Annotated in this window: 12 protein-coding genes and 1 pseudogene; 10 read left to right on the forward strand and 3 right to left on the reverse strand. The window is 63.8% G+C overall.

All coding sequences use genetic code 11. The features are described 5' to 3' along the window. Window positions 1–461 precede the first annotated feature (461 nt). The 3 genes from C484_RS08055 to C484_RS08065 all read left to right on the forward strand — a co-directional run bounded on the left by C484_RS08055 (window position 462) and on the right by C484_RS08065 (window position 4,366). Window positions 462–2,297 (forward strand): S9 family peptidase, encoded by a 1,836-nt coding sequence (locus tag C484_RS08055; protein WP_006825446.1) that lies wholly within the window; start codon window positions 462–464, stop codon window positions 2,295–2,297. A gap of 249 nt (window positions 2,298–2,546) precedes the next feature. Continuing rightward, on the forward strand, window positions 2,547–3,533 hold the full coding sequence (locus C484_RS08060; protein WP_006825447.1) for an ABC transporter ATP-binding protein: 987 nt from the start codon (window positions 2,547–2,549) through the stop codon (window positions 3,531–3,533). Beyond that, window positions 3,530–4,366 (forward strand): ABC transporter permease subunit, encoded by an 837-nt coding sequence (locus C484_RS08065; protein ID WP_006825448.1) that lies wholly within the window; start codon window positions 3,530–3,532, stop codon window positions 4,364–4,366. The genes C484_RS08060 and C484_RS08065 overlap by 4 nt, the downstream gene beginning before the upstream one ends. A gap of 19 nt (window positions 4,367–4,385) precedes the next feature. Here C484_RS08065 and C484_RS08070 read toward each other — a convergent pair whose 3' ends face one another. Both C484_RS08070 and C484_RS08075 read right to left on the reverse strand, forming a co-directional pair. Beyond that, a complete protein-coding gene (locus tag C484_RS08070; RefSeq protein WP_006825449.1) occupies window positions 4,386–5,447 on the reverse strand; it encodes an NAD(P)-dependent glycerol-1-phosphate dehydrogenase in 1,062 nt (353 codons plus the stop codon). 151 nt (window positions 5,448–5,598) lie between these two features. Then, window positions 5,599–6,588: an NAD-dependent epimerase/dehydratase family protein gene (locus tag C484_RS08075; protein ID WP_006825450.1), complete on the reverse strand. Its 990-nt coding sequence runs from the start codon at window positions 6,586–6,588 to the stop codon at window positions 5,599–5,601. Window positions 6,589–6,921: 333 nt separating this feature from the next. Between C484_RS08075 and C484_RS08080 the strand changes: the two genes are divergently transcribed. The 7 genes and pseudogenes from C484_RS08080 to C484_RS08110 all read left to right on the forward strand — a co-directional run bounded on the left by C484_RS08080 (window position 6,922) and on the right by C484_RS08110 (window position 13,509). Then, the gene (locus C484_RS08080) at window positions 6,922–7,917 is read left to right on the forward strand and encodes a hypothetical protein (protein ID WP_169332874.1); all 996 of its coding nucleotides are present in this window, start codon (window positions 6,922–6,924) and stop codon (window positions 7,915–7,917) included. 180 nt (window positions 7,918–8,097) lie between these two features. Beyond that, complete coding sequence (locus C484_RS08085; protein WP_006825452.1) at window positions 8,098–8,652, forward strand: hypothetical protein; 555 nt, start codon at window positions 8,098–8,100, stop codon at window positions 8,650–8,652. A gap of 253 nt (window positions 8,653–8,905) precedes the next feature. Then, a complete protein-coding gene (locus C484_RS08090; protein WP_006825453.1) occupies window positions 8,906–9,523 on the forward strand; it encodes a peroxidase-related enzyme in 618 nt (205 codons plus the stop codon). 498 nt (window positions 9,524–10,021) lie between these two features. Then, entirely contained in the window at window positions 10,022–11,047 is a 1,026-nt protein-coding gene (locus tag C484_RS08095; RefSeq protein ID WP_006825454.1) for a metal ABC transporter substrate-binding protein, read from the forward strand. 102 nt (window positions 11,048–11,149) lie between these two features. After that, window positions 11,150–11,827: pseudogene (locus C484_RS08100) on the forward strand (metal ABC transporter ATP-binding protein); the annotation flags it as partial. Then, entirely contained in the window at window positions 11,824–12,813 is a 990-nt protein-coding gene (locus C484_RS08105; protein ID WP_006825456.1) for a metal ABC transporter permease, read from the forward strand. The pseudogene C484_RS08100 and the gene C484_RS08105, both read left to right, overlap by 4 nt. Window positions 12,814–12,819: 6 nt before the next feature. Beyond that, window positions 12,820–13,509, forward strand: coding sequence for a metal-dependent transcriptional regulator (locus tag C484_RS08110; RefSeq protein ID WP_006825457.1), 690 nt, complete (start codon window positions 12,820–12,822; stop codon window positions 13,507–13,509). A gap of 74 nt (window positions 13,510–13,583) precedes the next feature. On the opposite strand, the gene gltB is transcribed toward C484_RS08110, so the two are convergent. After that, window positions 13,584–18,149, reverse strand: a complete 4,566-nt coding sequence (gene gltB / locus C484_RS08115; RefSeq protein WP_049915159.1) for a glutamate synthase large subunit — start codon at window positions 18,147–18,149, stop codon at window positions 13,584–13,586. Window positions 18,150–18,269: the final 120 nt, after the last annotated feature.

Consider the following 18,269-nt stretch of genomic DNA (forward strand, 5'->3'; position numbering starts at 1 on the left):
ATCCACTTCCTGTCGAGGGGTCACCGTCTCCACCGCCTAGTTCCGGACCGACGACAGCGACAGTCATCCCGAACGCGACGAGAACGACCAGAATCGTGACCACGAGCATCCCAACTGAACCGTTCCCCTCGGTAGTTGGTTCGCCGGTTTCGTCCGCGCTAGTCATTGGTCGTTGCTCCCCCTGTGTAGCCTTTGTTAAGCACAGCAATTCGGTGGGCAACGGACCAGGGGATGTCAATGCGTATGCTAGGGCTACAGTATCAGCGCCTGCCAGGCACTCGATTCGAGCGCAGTTGAAACTGAACGTAAACGGAAATAGCCGCCCGTTTCGGCGGAGACTACGGTGGGTACGGCGGATGCCGTGGCAGTTTCGATTTTGAAATGATGGTAGTCACTGGCTACTCTCGGGGCCCGTCTCCGGAACCCAAACGACTACCGGCCCGCCACACGCACCGTCTGCTATGGCAGCCTACGACATCGATCGCTATCTCAACATTCGCAGCGCGTACGGCGTCTCGTTCGGCCCCGACGGCGACGAACTCTCGTTTCTGATGGACACGACCGGGACCCCGCAGGTTTGGACACTCGACGGCCCGCGCGAGTGGCCCCAGCAACGGACGTTCGCCGACGAGCGCGTTACGTTCGCCTCGTGGTCCCCGGAGCGCCCGGAACTGATCTTCGGAATGGACGAGGGCGGAAACGAGCGCGCCCAACTCTTCCGACTCGACGCCGAGACGGGTGAAATCGAGAACCTGACGGCGATGCCCGACGCCAAGCACCGCTGGGGCGGCTGGAGCCACGACGGCGAGCGGTTCGCGTTCACGTCGAATCGCCGCGACGAGGCCGTCTTCGACGTGTACGTCCAGCACCGAGACGAACATGGGAACGATGCAACCCTTCTCCACGAGGGCGACGGCTGGCTCTCGCTCGCCGGCTGGAGCCCGGATGACTCCCGACTGCTCGTCTCCCAGGCCTACTCGAACTTCGACCAGGACCTGTACGTTCTCGACCTCGAGACGACCGAACTCGAGCACCTCACGCCACACGAGGGCGACGTTCGCTATCAAAGTGCGAGTTGGGCACCCGACGGCGAGGGGATCTACCTCGTCACGGACCGCGGCGACGCCGACACCCTCTCACTTGCCTACCTCGACATCGCCTCGGGTGAACTCGAGAATGTCGTCGCGGACGAGTGGAACGTCGACGGCATCGCGCTGGACGACGAAACCGGGCGGTTCGTGTACTCCCAGAACGTCGAGGGGTACACCGAACTCACCGTCGGCGAGTTCAGTGCGGACGACCCGACGGCGTTCGAGGAGTTCCCCGCGCCCGACCTGCCGGGCGGCGTGTCGGGCGGCGTAAGCTTCGGTCCGGACGCGGAGCGGTTCGCGCTGTCGACGACCGGGGATACGGTCAACACGAACGTCTTCGTCGTCGACATCGAGTCCGGCGAGGCCGAACGGTGGACGGATGCGCCGACAGCGGGCATCCCGCGCGAGACGTTCGACGAGTCCGAACTGGTTCACGTCGAGAGTTTCGACGGGCTCGAAGTGCCGGGATTCGTCACGCTTCCGGACGGTCGAAGCGCCAGTGCAGAGAGTAGCGACGGTGCCGGCGAGACGCCCGTTATCGTCGACATCCACGGCGGCCCCGAGAGCCAGCGCCGCCCCTCCTTCTCGAGCGTCAAGCAGTACTTCCTCGATCGGGGCTACGCCTACTTCGAGCCGAACGTCCGCGGTTCGGCCGGCTACGGGGCCGACTACGCGGCCCTCGACGACGTCGAGAACCGCATGGATTCGGTCGCCGACATCAAGGCCTGCGTCGAGTGGCTGCAAGACCATCCCGCCGTCGATCCCGACCGCATCATCGCGAAAGGCGGTTCCTACGGCGGCTTCATGGTCCTCGCTTCGCTGACCACGTATCCCGAACTCTGGGCCGCCGGCATCGATATCGTCGGCATCGCCAACTTCGTCACGTTCCTCGAGAACACCGGCGACTGGCGGCGCGAACTCCGTGAGGCCGAGTACGGGAGCCTGGCCGAGGATCGCGAGTTCTTGGCGGAGATTTCCCCGACGAACAACATCGAGGATATCGCGGCCCCACTGTTCGTCCTCCACGGCGAGAACGATCCGCGGGTTCCGGTCGGGGAGGCCGAACAGATCGCGGATCGGGCCGGCGAACAGGGCGTCCCGGTTCGAAAACTCGTCTTCGACGACGAGGGACACGGGTTCTCGAAGCTCGAAAACCGCATCGAAGCCTACTCCGCCATCGCCGAGTTCCTCGACGAGCACGTCTGATCGAGACACCGGTGGCAGAGCCACGGCGGACGGTTGGGGATGGGAGACGCCCCAGCGGCCCCCTCCCGCATCGGATTGGTGTTCACGACCGATGTAGTCGGCGTGCCTTCGTCCTTCTCGGACCGTCACGGCCCACAGTACTACAAGCGTCGCGTCCGCCATCTGACGCCAATCTGTCGCCAGCAGCACAACGTGATACATAGCGAATCTTTTAGAAAGAGTTACAAGATATTCGCTGAATGGTCGACTGTGCCCGCTATCGAAACGACCGCCCTGACGAAACGATACGGAGAAACCGTCCTCGCCGTCGATGGCCTCGATCTAACGGTCGGCGAAGGGGAGATATTCGGCTTCCTCGGTCCGAACGGAGCCGGAAAGTCGACGACGATCAACATGCTCCTCGACTTCGTCCGCCCCTCCTCGGGAACCGCGACGGTGCTCGGATACGACGCCCAGACGGAGACGGAAGCGATCCGCGAACGCATCGGCGTGCTTCCGGAGGGCGCAACCCTCTACGAGCGGCTCACGGCCCGCGAACACGTCGAGTGGGTCGCCGAAACGAAGCGCGCGGATACGGACGTTGATGCGGTTCTCGAGCGCGTCGGCATCCTCGAGGACGCCGACCGACCGACCGGTGGGTTCTCGAAGGGGATGCGCCAGCGACTCGGCCTCGGCATGGCGCTCGTCGGCGAGCCCGAGTTACTGATTCTCGACGAACCGTCCTCCGGTCTCGATCCGACCGGCATCCAGGACATGCGGAACCTGCTCCGTGCGGAGGCTGACTCGGGGACGGCCGTCTTCTTCTCGAGTCACATCCTCTCGGAAGTCGAGGCCGTCTGCGACCGCGTCGGAATCATGAACGAGGGCGAACTCGTCGCCCTGGACAGCATCGACGGCCTGCGAGATGAGGCGACCGGCGGAGCGACAATTGAGCTCGAATTCGAAGCCGAACCCTCCGTGGACCTTGAGATGCCCGCGCTCGACGCCATCGACGGTGTCCAACAAACGACCGTCGAAGATGGCGTCGTGACGGCCGTCTGCGCCGATCCAAGCGTGAAAATCGACGTGGCTCGCGCCCTCGACCAGCGAACGACCGTGACGGATATCCACTCGACGGACACCTCTCTCGAGGAGTTGTTCAACCAGTATACCGGTGGTACCGCACACGCCGGATCACGTGACTCGACTGGCTCGACCGGGGAGAGCGACACACGCAAGCAGGAGGTGACCGCATGAACGCGATTTCGGTCGCCAAACGGGATCTCCTGGATGTTCGGCGCGCCAAACTCATCTGGGTTCCGGTCGCGCTATATGTGCTGTTTATGCTCCTGTTTTACTGGGGGCAGAGCAACAGCATGAATCCGAGTTTCTACCGCATTATGCTCAGTCTCGCGACGATCGGCGGGGTGTTACTCATCCCGCTCGTCGCGCTCGTCGCAGCGTACCTCTCGGTCGCCGGCGAGCGGGAGTCGGGGAGCGTCAGGTACCAGCTGAGTTTACCGGTTTCGCGGACAGACGTGGTCCTCGGCAAGCTGCTTTCCCGGGTCAGCGTCGTGAGCGGCGCGTTGCTCGCCTCGTTCGCAATCGGCCTCGTCGCCGCATGGACGCTCGTTCCGGAGATGAGCGTTGAGTACGGCGATTACGCCGTTTTCGTCGCTCTCACGCTCCTGTATGCGCTCGCGTACGTCTCCATCGCCGTCGCGATTTCGGCGGCCACCGCGAGCCGGTCGCGAGCGATGGGCGGTGCGATCGGCTTCTTCTTCGTCTTCAATATCATCTGGAACTTCCTGCCGATCGGACCCGAATACATGGCCCGGTTCGTCTTCGAGGAATTGGGGCTGAGCTACGCCGATTCTCATCTCGAGTTCATCTTCAGTCTGAGCCCGACGGGTGCCTACCTCAACGGATTGGGGCTTGCGTTCCCGGCTGAACAGTTTCCCGGGCTGGTTGGATCCGGATTCGACGTGTTCTACCTGCAGGAGTGGTTCATGCTCGTGATCCTCGTTGCCTGGGTGGTCGTTCCGCTCGGGCTCGGGATCTGGCGGTTCCGACGCGCCGATCTCGGGTAACGGACGGCCCGCTTCGTTCTCAGTCGATCACGCCCGTTTTCGTCGCCACCTCGCGAGCCGCTCGCTCGTCCATGCCGTTCCCGAGGATCGTATAGCGGTCGCGAATCTCGTGGCACGTCGTCAGCGCCTCGAGTACGGTTTCGTCGTCGAGCCCGAGTTCAGCTGCGGTCGTCGGGGCGTCGATGCTGTCGAGGGCGTCGCGGATATCCCGCCAGATGCCGTGTTCGCCGCCGTGCAGATAGGCGGTCATGATCGAACCGACGCCGACCTGGTGGCCGTGCAGCGCCGCCTCCGGTGCCAGTCGGTCGAGTTGGTGTGAGAAGAGGTGTTCGGCCCCGCTCGCCGGCCGCGAGGAGCCGGCGATACTCATCGCGACGCCGGAGGACATGAGCGCCTTCGTTACGACCCAGGCGGATTCTTCGAGCCCGGGCCGGACGTGATCGGCGTTGTCCACGAGGATTTCCGCGGTCATCTCAGAGAGCGCGGCCCCGTACTCGGAGAACTCGACGTTCTTGAGCCGCTTTGCGAGCCGCCAGTCCATCACCGCCGTGTAGTTCGAGATGATGTCGGCGCAGCCGGCGGTCGTCAGCTCCCAGGGGGCTTCGGCCAGGACCTCGGTGTCGGCGACGACCGCCAGCGGCGGTTCGGCCGCGACGCTGTGGCGCGTATCGCCATCCGGGACCGAGCCGCGATTACTCACGATCCCGTCGTGGCTTGCCGCCGTCGGCACCGAGAGAAACCCCATGTCGAGGTGGTGACTCGCCATCTTCGCGATATCGATCGCCTTGCCGCCGCCGACGCCGATGAGATAGGAAGCGGCCTCAGCCTCGGCGGCCTCGATGACGGTTTCGACGGATTCGAACGTCGCGGACTCGATCGTGACGATTGCGGGATCGATCCCCGCGGCCTCGAAATCGGCGGCGACCGGTTCCGCCGCGACCGCTCGCGGCGTCGGACTCGTGACGAGGAGCGGTCGGCCCTGCAGGTGGAGTTCGTCGACGACCTCGACGACCGACGACCGGACGCCGTGCCCGACGACGACGTTTCGCGGCAGGCGGATCCACGTCGACTTCTCGAACATAGTTGCCCTGATTCACCCACGGGATATACGTGTTTTTCCTTGACATCCGTGACATCCGTGGCGTCCTCGGTATCCGCGACAGCCGCGACAATTGCGAGCCGACACGACCGCCCGCCGATCCGTCTCGCTGTCCGTACTGCACTCGGCAGTGTCAGACCGTGTCGAGAATTTCTAGAACTCGCGCTTCGGCGTCGCGGTCCGGCCCGTTCTCACGTCCCGTTCGGTCGCTTGCGAGGTGGTCCTCGACGGACTGGTCCATCGCCGTTTCGAGGGGTGTCGACTCCCAGCCGAGTTCGGCGAGCTTCGCCGTCGAGAGGATGTGCGGGTACTCGCGATAGAGCGGATAGTCAGCGAGTTCGATCTCGGCGGCGGCGAGTTCGCGCGGGCCGGCGTGGACGACGTCGACGGTCGTCTCCAGCGCGTCGGCGATCAGATCGATCATCTCCTCTATCGTGACGAGGCGGCGGTCGCCGACGTTGTACGCCTCGCCGGCAGCGCCGCGTTCGGCGACGAGTCGGAGCGCGCTGGCAACGTCGTCGACGTAGGCGCGGTGCCAGACGTTGGTGCCGTCCCCCGGGACGAGAATGCGGTCGAAGCGGTTCACGCGGTCGATCCAGAAGTCCAGGCGTGCGGTGTAGTCGTGCGGACCGTAGACGATGCACGGGCGGACGGACATGGCGTTTACGCCGCGCTCGGCAGCGGCTGCGATCGCGCGATCACCCTCCGCTTTGCGCTTGCCGTAGGTCGCCATGGTGTCGTCGGTCGCTTCCTCCTGACTACAGGGCTCGAGCGGCGTCTCGGTTTCTCGCTTGGGGATGTCCTCGCGGCCGTAGGCTGCGCCGCTCGAGATGTAGACGTAGGCCGCACAGTCCGCGAAGATTCGCGTCGCTGCCTGAACGTCTCGTGGCTGGTAGGCGACGCAGTCGAAGACGGCGTCGGGATCGGCGGTCATCGCCGCGGCCTCGAGCGCGGAGTCGTTCGTCCGGTCGCCGTCGATGTGATCGACGCGGTCCTCGTCGACGAAGGGATTTTCGTGCGTGCCACGATTGAGGAGCGTCACGTCGTAGCCGTGGTCGAGCAGGTCGGACACGAGCTGTCGGCCGATAAAGCGCGTCCCACCGATGACGAGTGCGCTGTCCATACGTGAGCCACTCGAGGATGGCGGAAAACGATAGCGGAACGGTCCGTCTCGGCCGCGAGCGGGAGCCGTTGGCGGGCTACGAGCCGATGGGAGGGATGCACGCTTACGCACGCTCAGGATTTATCTGCACGATCTGCATAGCACCGCCGACGGACGGACTGCAGTCGGCGGACGCATGCGTCGCACAGTGACGGACGACCGAAATTCAGTCCCGTTTCACACGATCAAGACCCATGAACGACCGCAACGAACGCCGACACCGACGGACGGACGAACGCGAACAGGAGCGCCCGACCACGGACCGAGACGAGCGCCCAGCCCGTGAGGAGACTCGTGAGGAGTACCAACGCCGGGTGCGGGACCGTCAATCGCGGCAAGAACGGAGCCAGCGGCCCCAGGATGACGAGCGCCGCCAGTCATCGAACCGACGTGACCGACGGGAACGAGGACGGTTCGGAGAACAACGCCCTCGTGGTGATATTCGGCAGTACGAACAGGGGCGAACGCGGTCGTCGGATTCGGGCCGAAACCGCTCTCGCTCCCGGAGCGACCATCGACGAGGGTTCGAAACGGATGTTCGGGACGCAGACACGCTCGAGTACGGCGGTGAAGCCCGCCACGACCGGCGGGGCGAGACTGACCGCGGCCGGCGAGAAGGCCGACGACAGGAACGCCCCCGAGAGACCACGCGGCAGCGACAGCCTCAGCGGCAATCACAGCAACGGCGATCCCAGCAGTCGCGCCGGCAGCCTCCTCAGCAGTCACAGCACTCGAGGCAGTCGGAACAGTTGGATCGAGACAATTCACGCGGACGACGCCAAACCCGACAACAACCGTCGCAGCAACAACGACAGCGGCGGATGCCCGAGAACGAGCCGGGTCGTCGCCCGGAGCCGGCGGGCCGATCGGACCAGCACGGCCGGTCTCGACAGCCGGATCAGCACAGTCAGTTCGAAACGAACGTACAAGACACAGGATCGCTCGAATACGGTGGTGAGGCCCGACAGCCGGACCGATCTCGCGAAGGCGGTCGAGAACGAGTTCGCCGCGAGCGAGGGGCCGATCGGCGGGACTCCCAACGGCGCGATCAGCGCCGACAACCCGAGTCACAGCACCAGCGGAGTCACCACCCCCAACCCGAACCACAACAGCGACGCGTCGGCGGACACGATGACCCCCCTCAGCGTCGCAGCCACCGAGCCCAACCCGAGTTCAGTACGAGTGAGTCGAGCCGATCGCATCGTGCACAGCCACAGGAACAGGCACCGGAGCACCGACAGCGGCCCCCGGACTCGGAACCGGACCGCCGAGGTCGCAATCGGTCGATGACACGGCGAGAGCAGCCGGGTGCCCCCGACGACAGACTGCAGGGAAATCGTACGCAGAATACTCGACGGAGGGAACAGGGACCCCGGCAGGGACAGGCGACGGCGGGCCGGCACCAGCGTAGCCAGGGGGTCCGGGAGTCGACATCGCAACAGCAGCCCGAGCCGGAACCTCGGCGAAAAGGTGACGAGCGCCGGCAGTCCGCGCCGGAACCCCGGCGCGGTGGCGACGAGCGCCAGCACCGAGGAGCGGAACGGCACAGTCAGGAGCCAGGCCGAACTCGTCGACTGCCGAATCGAGAGTCGGAGTGGGAATCGGATCGAGTGCCGGAGCGAGGGAGCAATCGGGAAGGGCGTCAGGAACGCACCCGAGGACAGAGACAGGCGAAAGGACAGCGCCGAGAACAGCGTCAGTCCCGGGAACCGCCAGAGGAACAGCGATCTCGGCGCGAACCGGCGGCAACGTCCGATCCGCAGCGGCGGCCACATCCACAGCGCAGTCAACGTGACCGTCGAACCAGGAGACGAGACGCGCGCTCGCTCGACGAGGGCGATCGCTCGGGATCGGAGACGGGAACTGCGCCGCAGAATCAGTCCGGTGGCGGGCTCCAGTACCGGCAGGCGGGACACCGATCGGAGCGAGGGCACTGGACCGACACGTCGGACCGAGAGTCACGCGGGAACGACGAGGAGCGCGGAAGAAACACGAGCAGTGATCGGGACGCAACCAGCGATATGAGCAACCGACGCCACGTCCACGAACGGGACCCTGTCGGCGACCGGGACGAAGACCGCGACGAGAGACGATCCGGATAGCCGGATCGGTCGTTGCTAGGGTCCGTTTTTCTTCACGAAACGCCGTACCGAGCGCACGAGGAGCGAGTTCAGATTTCCGTCGCGGTATCCTCCGTAACAGTAGCCAACGACGACGACGGCGTGCGGCCGAGCGAGCAGGGCCGTGAGTTATTATCCTAACGTGTGAACTGGTGGGTATGACCGACACCGACGACGCCGATTCGGCGACGAACGCAACACCGACGCTCGCGGACGATGCGATGGCCAACTTCCCCGTTCCCGACTTCGCGGATCTCCCGGAGGACCTTCAAGAGCGAATCGAAGCCGAAACCGAGGAGGCCGGGTTCACGCCGAACGTGTTCTCCGCGTTCGCGTACAAACCCTCGCACTTCCGCGCGTTCTTCCAGTACCACGACGTGCTCGTCGAGGACACCGCGCTCGAGCGCGAGGAGATCGAAATGATCGTCGTCGCCGTCTCCGGCGTCAACCACTGTTACTACTGTAACGTCGCACACGGGGCGCTCGTTCGCATCTACGCCGAGGATCCGCAACTCGCCGATCAGTTGGTCGCCAACTACCGCACGGCGGACATCAACGAGACCCACCGGGCGATGCTCGACGTCGCCGTCAAACTCACCGAGCGGCCGACGGAAGTCGAGAGGGTCGATCTCGTGCGACTCCGCGACGCCGGCTTCAGCGAGGAGGCGCTCTGGGACATCGCCGCGGTGACGGGGTTCTACAACCTGAGCAACCGGATGGCAATGTTCGCCGAGATGCGGCCGAACGACGAGTTTCACACGCTCGGCAGAGAGTAATGCCCCTGTTTCACCCGCCGTCTATCATCTCGTCAAAATCAACATGATTGACAGAATTTTAGCTAGTGCTAAGAACTAAGTTAGCTAGTGCTAAAATTGGGGTTGCTGATGGAGGTGATCATGACACGAACGGCGACGGAATTGCGTTGACGATCTCCGTTACCGGGCACGATCGTGCCAGGTGACACCCGCCCGGTAGACAGCGGAATCCGACGCGTGGTTACGACACCGCGTTTTGCGCGTGGTCAGTCATCATAACCTACAGTCGGTCATTGAGCTCCTGAACTCTAGTCACTCTCCGCTGTTTCGACGATATTTCTGTGCACTATTGTTGCATATCGAGTAGTGAGTGTTGGAACGAGCCGAACAGTATCCAGTAGTAGCAGACTCATACGGGCACAACAATCAGTACTGACATTGTCGACAGGGATTAGATGAGTCTAATCTTTTCTTTAGATAGAAACAATTATATTGTTCGTTGGGTGAGGGAGACGTGTAATGACCGATCATCGTTCCCGCGACCGCTATTGGTCGCGCCGACGACTCGTTACGGCAGCAGGTAGCGCATCACTTGCAGGAATTGCAGGTTGTCTCAGCGGTAGGGACGACGATGACGACCAGACCGTCTCGGTCGCGTCGTTCTTTACGTTCTTTGACTTCGCCAGACGGATCGCAGACGGGACGCCGGTTTCGATCGAGAATCTTGTTCCCACGGGGATGCACGGCCACGGCTGGGAGCCGGATCCGTCGATTCAGCGCGATATCACCGATGCAGACGCGTTCATTCATGTCGGCCCCGATTTTCAGCCGTGGGCTGATCGGGCGATCGATACCGTTCAGGACGAAGAACGGGAAACCCACCTGATCAACGTTCGAGAGGGGATCGATCTACTCGACCTGACCGATACCGTCGAAGACGACGAAGCCGTCGAAGGCGCAAAGGACCCCCACTTCTGGCTCGATCCCGAACGTGCGATGGTGTCGGTCGACAACATCGCCAACGGACTAACCGAAATCGCGCCGGACCACGAGGACGCGTTCTCGGCGAACGCGGCCGATCTCAATGCAGAACTCGAGGAACTCGATGACGAGTGGCAAGCGCTCTTCGACGCGGCCGAACGCGATATTGTCTTCCTGGCCGCACACAACGCGTTCGAGTACGTGGGGCGGCGATACGGTGCGACGATCGAACCGCTCGTCGTCAATCTCGCCGCCAACGACGATGTCCGTCCGGCGGATATGCAACGTGCGGAGGAGACAATCGCGGACAACGACATCCAGTACATCGGTGCCGCTGTCTTCGAACCGATTCGGCCAGCACGACAGCTGCTCGAACAGACGGACGTCGAGGCGTACTACCCGGTGACGCCATATGCTGGGACGGCTGAGTCGTGGGTCGACCGTGGCTGGGGATACTTCGATATCGCACGCAACGTCAATATGCCGACGTTCCGTCTCCTCCTCGATGTCCAGTCACCGGAGGATGTGAGCTTCGAGGACTACGGTCGCAACTTCGAACCCTGATTCCGAGCCATGGCTCACGACTCCAAACAGTACCGTGAGGAACTCGTTGCGGTGCGTGGCGTCTCGTTTGGGTACACGGCAAGTCCAGTCCTCACGGACATCTCGCTTACCGTCGACCGCGGCGAGTACGTCGGCATCGTCGGCCCCAACGGCTCCGGGAAGAGCACCCTGTTGCGGCTGCTGCTCGGATTACACGAACCCGACAGTGGGAGCGTCGACCTGCTCGGCCAACCAGCGCGCGCGTTCGCCGAGCGTGAGAAGGTTGGGTACGTCGCACAGGACGTCACCGAGAACACGAAGCGGATGCCGATCACCGTCGCGGAGGTCGTCCTGATGGGACGGTTTCCCCACGCGGGATTCGGACGCGTCACCAGCGACGACCGTGAACGCGCCCACGAGGCCCTCGAAACAGTGGGTATCCATCACCTCGCTGACCGAAAGATCACCCAACTCTCCGGCGGGCAGCGACAGCGGGCGTATATCGCTCGTGCACTCGCCGGCGAGGCGGAACTCCTCGTCCTTGACGAACCGACAGTCGGCGTCGACGCTGAATCCGTTGACGCGTTTTTCGACTTACTTGGAGACCTCAACGATGACGGGATGACAGTGCTGTTGGTCGAACACGATATCGGGGCCGTTATCGAGCATACGTCCCGTGTGGTCTGTCTCAACCGAGAACTGTACTTCGACGGTGATCCCGTCACGTTTGCCGAAAGCGACGCACTGGATCGTGCTTTCGGGACGAACGTTCGACGTGACGACGAGGTGGTCGTCTCGTGAGCACGTCAGACGCCGCAGTTGGTGTCACGAGCGTTCCCTACAACGCACTCGATTGGCTGATCGAGTCCTGGAGCAACGAGCTTAGAGAAATCGGTGAGGAACTCGGCATCGAAATGCTCGAGTACACGTTCATGCACCACGCGTTTCTGGTCGGTGCGCTCATCGCGGTCATGGCTCCGCTGATCGGGACCTTTCTGGTGCATCGACAGCTCGCACTGATCGGCGATGCACTGGCACACACTGCCTTTGCGGGCGTTGCAGTCGGTCTCTTCGTCAACGCGACGTTCGGAACCGGTATCTCTCCGTACATCACGGCAGTTGTCGTCGCAATGGTTGCCGCACTCGCGATCGAGTTGATCTCGGAGGTCACGGATGCCTACAACGATGTCTCGATGGCGATCGTTCTCTCGACGGGGTTCGCACTCGGAGCCGTGTTGATCAGCCTCAACACGGGTGGATTGGCGGTCGGAATCAATCAGTATCTGTTCGGAAACTTGGCGACAGTGTCACGCGAGAACGCGATTATTCTGGTCGTGCTCTTCGTCGCCGTGTCGCTGATCGTCACGCTGACGTACAAACAACTGCTGTACGTGACCTTCGACGAGACTGCTGCCCGGGTTGCAGGGCTTAGTGTCCCCTGGTACAACCGCCTCATGGCGATGCTCACCGCGATGGTCGTCGTCGGCGCGATGCAGATTATGGGCGTGATCCTCGTCGCTGCGATGCTCGTCGTTCCCGTCGCTAGCGCAGCTCAGGTAGCACGCAGCTTCAAAGAGGCGCTGCTGGCGTCGGTTGTGCTGGCACAGCTCGCGGTCCTCGTCGGAATCACGCTGTCGTATCAGTACGAGGCGACTGCCGGCGGCACAATCGTGCTCGTCGCCGTCGCCATCTACATCGGAACAATACTGCTCGGCAAGGTGCAATCACGGCAGGAGACTGCGGAAGCTCGACCGATTCCGGACGAACGGGAACAGATAGCGGACTGATCGACGATGACTGAGAACGCAGCCGACGCACCGATCACTCCGGTTATGGAAGACTACCTGACGGCCATCTACAAGCTTCAAACCGAGACCGACGAGCCAGTCTGGACCACCGACGTCGCCGACGCCCTCGCAGTGACTGCCCCGACGGTCTCGAGTATGTTCGAGACGCTTTCCGATCGCGGTCTGATCACTCGGGAGAAACACCGCCCGGTCACGCTGACCGAACGTGGCGAGACGATCGCCCTGCGAATCGTCAGAAATCACCGGCTTCTCGAGACGTTTCTCGTCGAGCGCCTGGGCTACGAGTGGCACGAGGTTCACGAGGAGGCCGACCGACTCGAACACCATCTGAGCGATCGGCTCGCGACACAGCTCTGGAAATTTATTGGGAAGCCGACGGTCGATCCACACGGTGATCCGATTCCGGACGGCTCACTGCCGCCGACATCCGCGACGTGGCCGCCGCTCACCTCGATAGCCGACGGCACGCGAGTCCGCGTCGAACGCGTTCGAGCGACCGACGACGAACTCGAGTACCTCGACGAGGTGGGCGTTCGTCCGTCAGTAACGCTTACGGTAACAGCAGCGCTCCCAATCGGGCTGTACACCGTCGATATCGATGGGACCACACAGCAGTTGCCAACCGAGATTGCAGATCGTATTTTCGTCGCTCCCATCGAAGAGCGGGCGGAGTGACCCGTACAGCGGGCGTAGTCACTCGTGACGTGGCGGGAACCGAAACCCGAAACCTGGGTTCGGTCGCAATCTAGTCAGTCGTCACTCGCAGCGAACCCGGCCGACTCTGCATCGGCGTCGGCCTCGGTCTCGGCCATTCCCGGCAGTTCGCCGCGGACATCGTCCGAGCCCTGCTCGGTGATGGCCTCGCGGTAGGCCTCGGGCATGACCTTCACGAACGCATCGAGGGCGCGTTCCCAGTCGTCGAGCAGGTTCGCGCCGCGGTCGGAGCCCGTGTAGGCGACGTGGTTCTCGACGAGGCGGCGCAGCATCTCCTCGTCTTCCTCGTCGAGGTCTTCGTGGAGCGTCGCCATCCCCGTGTTCGCCCTGTCAGCGAACTCGCCGTCGGGGTCGTAGACGTAGGCGACGCCGCCAGACATGCCGGCCGCGAAGTTCGTTCCGGTTTCGCCGAGGACGGCGACGACGCCGCCGGTCATGTACTCGCAGCCGTGGTCGCCGACCCCCTCGACGACCGCCTTGGCACCGGAGTTGCGGACGGCGAAGCGCTCGCCTGCGACGCCGTTGATGTAACACTGCCCGTCGGTCGCGCCGTAGAGTGCAACGTTGCCGATCGCGATGTTCTCGGTCGGATCGTAACTCGCCCTGTCGGGCGTCCGAACGGTGAGTTTGCCGCCGGAGAGGCCCTTGCCGACGTAGTCGTTTGCACTGCCGTTCAAGTGCAGTGAGACCCCGCTCGCCAGGAACGCACCGAAGCTCTGGCCGGCGGTCCCCTCGAGATCGACCGTGATCGTATCCTCCGGCAGGCCGGCCTCGCCGTAGCGGCTCGTGACTCGGTTCGAGAGCATCGCCCCGACCGCGCGGTCGACGTTCGTCACGTCCGCCGAGAGCGTGACCGGTTCACCGCCATCGAGCGCGTCCGCGGCGGCATCGATGAACTCGTAGTCGAGCTGGTCCTCGAGTTCGTGATCCTGCTCGCGGACCTTCCGGCGGACGTCGCCGTCGGGTTCGGCCAGCACGGCCGAGAGGTCGACGGATCGGGCTTTCGGGTGGTCGACACTGTCGCGCTGGGCGAGCGTGTCCGCCCGGCCGATCATCTCGTCGACGGTCTCGAATCCGAGCTCGGCCATGATCTCGCGCAGCTCCTGGGCGATGAACGTCATGTAGTTGATGACGTGTTCGGGTTCGCCGGGGAACCGCTTGCGCAGGTCCTCGCGTTGGGTGGCGACCCCGACCGGACAGGTATTCTTGTGGCACTGCCGGGCCATCACGCAGCCCGAGGTGACGAGCGAGGCGGTACCGAAGACGTACTCCTCGGCACCGAGCAGGGCGGCGACGGCCACGTCGCGGCCGGTCTTCATCCCGCCGTCGGCGGAGACGCGGATGCGGTCGCGCAGGCCGGTTGCACAGAGCATCTGGTTCGCCTCGGCGAGGCCGAGTTCCCACGGGAGGCCGGCGCTCTTGATCGACGTGCGCGGCGAGGCACCCGTGCCGCCGGAGTGGCCCGAGATGTGGACCACGTCGGCGTTTGCCTTCGCGACGCCGGCGGCAACCGTGCCGATGCCGGCCTCGGAGACGAGTTTGACGTTGATGTCCGCCTCCTCGTTGGCCGCCTTCAGATCGAATATCAGCTGTTTCAGGTCCTCGATGGAGTAGATGTCGTGCAGCGGCGGCGGGGAGATGAGGCCGACGCCCGGCGTCGACTTGCGGACGTGGGCGATCATCTCGTTTACCTTCTCGCCGGGGAGGTGGCCGCCCTCGCCGGGCTTTGACCCCTGGGCCATCTTGATCTGGAGTTCATCAGCCGAGGAGAGGTACGTCGAGGTGACGCCGAAACGGCCCGAGGCGACCTGCTTGACGTTGCACTCGCGCTCGGTGTCGAACCGCTCCGGCGGCTCGCCGCCCTCGCCCGTGTTGCTCTTGCCCCCGATCCGGTTCATCGCGATCGAGTTGTTCTCGTGAGCTTCCGGCGAGAGCGAGCCGAGGCTCATCGCGGCCGTCGAGAACCGCTCGACGATGTCCGTCACCGGTTCGACTTCCTCGATCGGAATCGGCTCGCGGTCGGAATCGAACTCGAGCAGGCCCCGAAGCGTCTGGAGGTTCTGGTTCTGATCGTTGATCAGCTCGGCGAACTCCTGATACCGCTCGTAGTCGTTCGAGCGAACTGCCTGCTGGAGCGTGCCGACCGTTTCCGGATTCCACTGGTGAGTCAGGCCGTCCGAGCGGTGTTCGTACTCGCCGTGGCGGTCGAGTTCAGTCTCGTCGTCCGCTCCGAAGGCGGTCGCGTGGCGCTCCCGGAGGTCCGCTTCGATTGCTTCGAGACCGATTCCCTCGGTCCGGTTCTCGGTGCCCGCGAAGAACTCGTCGACGAGGTCGGAATCGAGGCCGACGGCTTCGAAGATCTGGGCACCCTGGTAGCTCTCGACGGTCGAGATGCCCATCTTCGCCATGACCTTCAGCAGGCCGTTCTCGAGCGCGCCGACGTAGGCGTCGATGGCAGCCTCGGTGTCTGCACCGTCCGGGCCGGCCGTGAGATCGGCGATCGTCTGGGTGGCCAAGTACGGGTTGACCGCGCCGGCACCGTAGCCGACGAGCGTCGAGAGCTGGTGGACGGTGCGGGGTTCACCGGACTCGACGACGAGGCCGACATGGTTGCGAAGCCCGTTTCGAACGAGGTGGTGGTGGACGCCGCCCGTCGCGAGCAGGCTTGGAATCGCGACGCGCTCGGCGTCGACGTTACGATCCGAGAGGACGAGCACGTCGTGGCCCGCCTCGATCGCCGCGACGGCGTCCTCGCGAACGCGTTCGACCGCCGCTTCGAGGTCCGAGCCGAACTCGTCGCTCGTCGGTTCGTAGGTGATGTCGATCGTCGCGGCCGTCATGCCGTTCGTCGAGCAGTCCCGAATCGCCCCGAGTTCGGCGTCGGTCAGCACGGGCGAGTCGAGGACGAGTTGGCGGGCGTGGGCGGGCGATTCGTCGAGGAGGTTGCGCTGGAAGCCCAGGCGGCTCTCGAGGCTCGTCACCAGTTCCTCGCGGATGTAATCGAGCGGCGGGTTGGTGACCTGGGCGAACAGTTGCTTGAAGTACGAAAAGAGCGGGCGGTTGAACTCGGTGAGAACGGACAGCGGCGTGTCGTCGCCCATCGAGCCGACGGGGTCTTTCCCTTTCGCGGTCATCGGCTCGAGCAGGTTCTCGAGTTCGTCGTGGGTGTAGCCGAAGGCGGCCTGCTGGGCTCGCAGGTTCGAGACGGGCTGTTGGGGCGTGTTGTCGCCAGTCGACTGAATCTCGGGCAGGTGAACCTGCTCCTGATCGATCCACTCGCCGTAGCGGTCGTCGGTGAGGTCGTCGAAGACCTCTTCGTCGGGGATGACCCGTCCCTCGTCCGGATCGGCGAGGAAGAGTTGGCCCGGCTTGAGGCGGCCGCGTTCTTCGATTTCTTCGGGATCGGTGTCGAGCGCGCCGGCCTCGCTCGCCATGACGAGGCGGTTGTCCGTCGTCACGTCGTACCGGCAGGGACGGAGGCCGTTGCGGTCGAGGACCGCGCCGACGCGATCGCCGTCGGTCGCGGCGACAAGCGCGGGGCCGTCCCAGGGCTCGACTAGCGAGGCATGGAAGTCATACCAGTCCCTGCGGTCCTCGTCCATGGCGTCGTCCCCGCGCCAGGCCTCGGGGACGAGCATTCGGAGGGCGTGTGCCAGGTCGCGCCCGTCCTGCAACAGGAGTTCGAGCGCATTGTCGACGCTTGCCGTGTCGGATTGGTCGGGATCGTCGATGATCGGCTTGACGGCCTCTAAATCGTCGAGGACATCGCTCTCGATGTCCGTCTCCCGCGCGCGCATCCAGTTGATGTTCCCCTTGATCGTGTTGAACTCGCCGTTGTGGATGACGTTCCGGTAGGGGTGAGCGAGGTGCCAGGCCCCGAGCGTGTTCGTCGAGAACCGCTCGTGAACCATCACGAACGTCGATTCGAGGCGCTCGTCGGTGAGATCGGGGTAGTAGGTGGCGACCTGCTCGCCCTTGAGCAGGCCCTTGTAGACGAGCGTTTGCGAGTCGAGCGAACAGACATAAAACCGCTCTTTCCCGTCGATATCCGAGTCGGAAACTGCGTTTTCGAGCGCGCGACGGGCCACGTAGAGCCGTCGGTTGAACTCGTCGCCGGTCACGTCGTCCGCGGGAGCGACGACGACCTGCCAGACGTCGGGCTCGGATTCGAGCGCCGTCGCGCCGAGGTCGGCGTTGTTCGTCGGCACGTCGCGCCACGCGAGTACGTCGAGTTCGTAGGTTCCGAATGTATCTTCGAGCAGAGAGACGAGTCCAGCGCGGGCGTCGTCGTCGGTCGGCAAGAAGAGCGAGCCGACGGCGTAGGCTCCCGGGGCAGGTAGATCGACGTCGAGTTCACCGTCGAAGAACGCATGTGGTGTTTGGAGCATGATCCCCGCACCGTCGCCGGTGTTGGGTTCCGCGCCGGTCGTTCCGCGGTGTTCGAGATTGACGAGAAGGTCGAGTCCGTCGGCGACGACGTCGTGGCTCGATCCCCCATCGAGGTCCATGACGACGCCGACACCGCAGTTCGACCGTGCGTCAGCAGGGTCTGAAAGTCCCTGCGAACGCTCGGCGGATGCTTCGCTGTGTGGCTGTGGCATACCACTGCATACCGAGACGGCCTATAAGAGGCTAATCCATAATGACTAAGTGTATTATAAACACATATAATGTAGTATAAGGTGTATTGTTCACAAAATCGAGACGCTGCTCGTCCACGG

It is taken from the genome of Natrialba taiwanensis DSM 12281 (assembly GCF_000337595.1).
Classification (GTDB): Archaea; Halobacteriota; Halobacteria; order Halobacteriales; family Natrialbaceae; genus Natrialba; species Natrialba taiwanensis.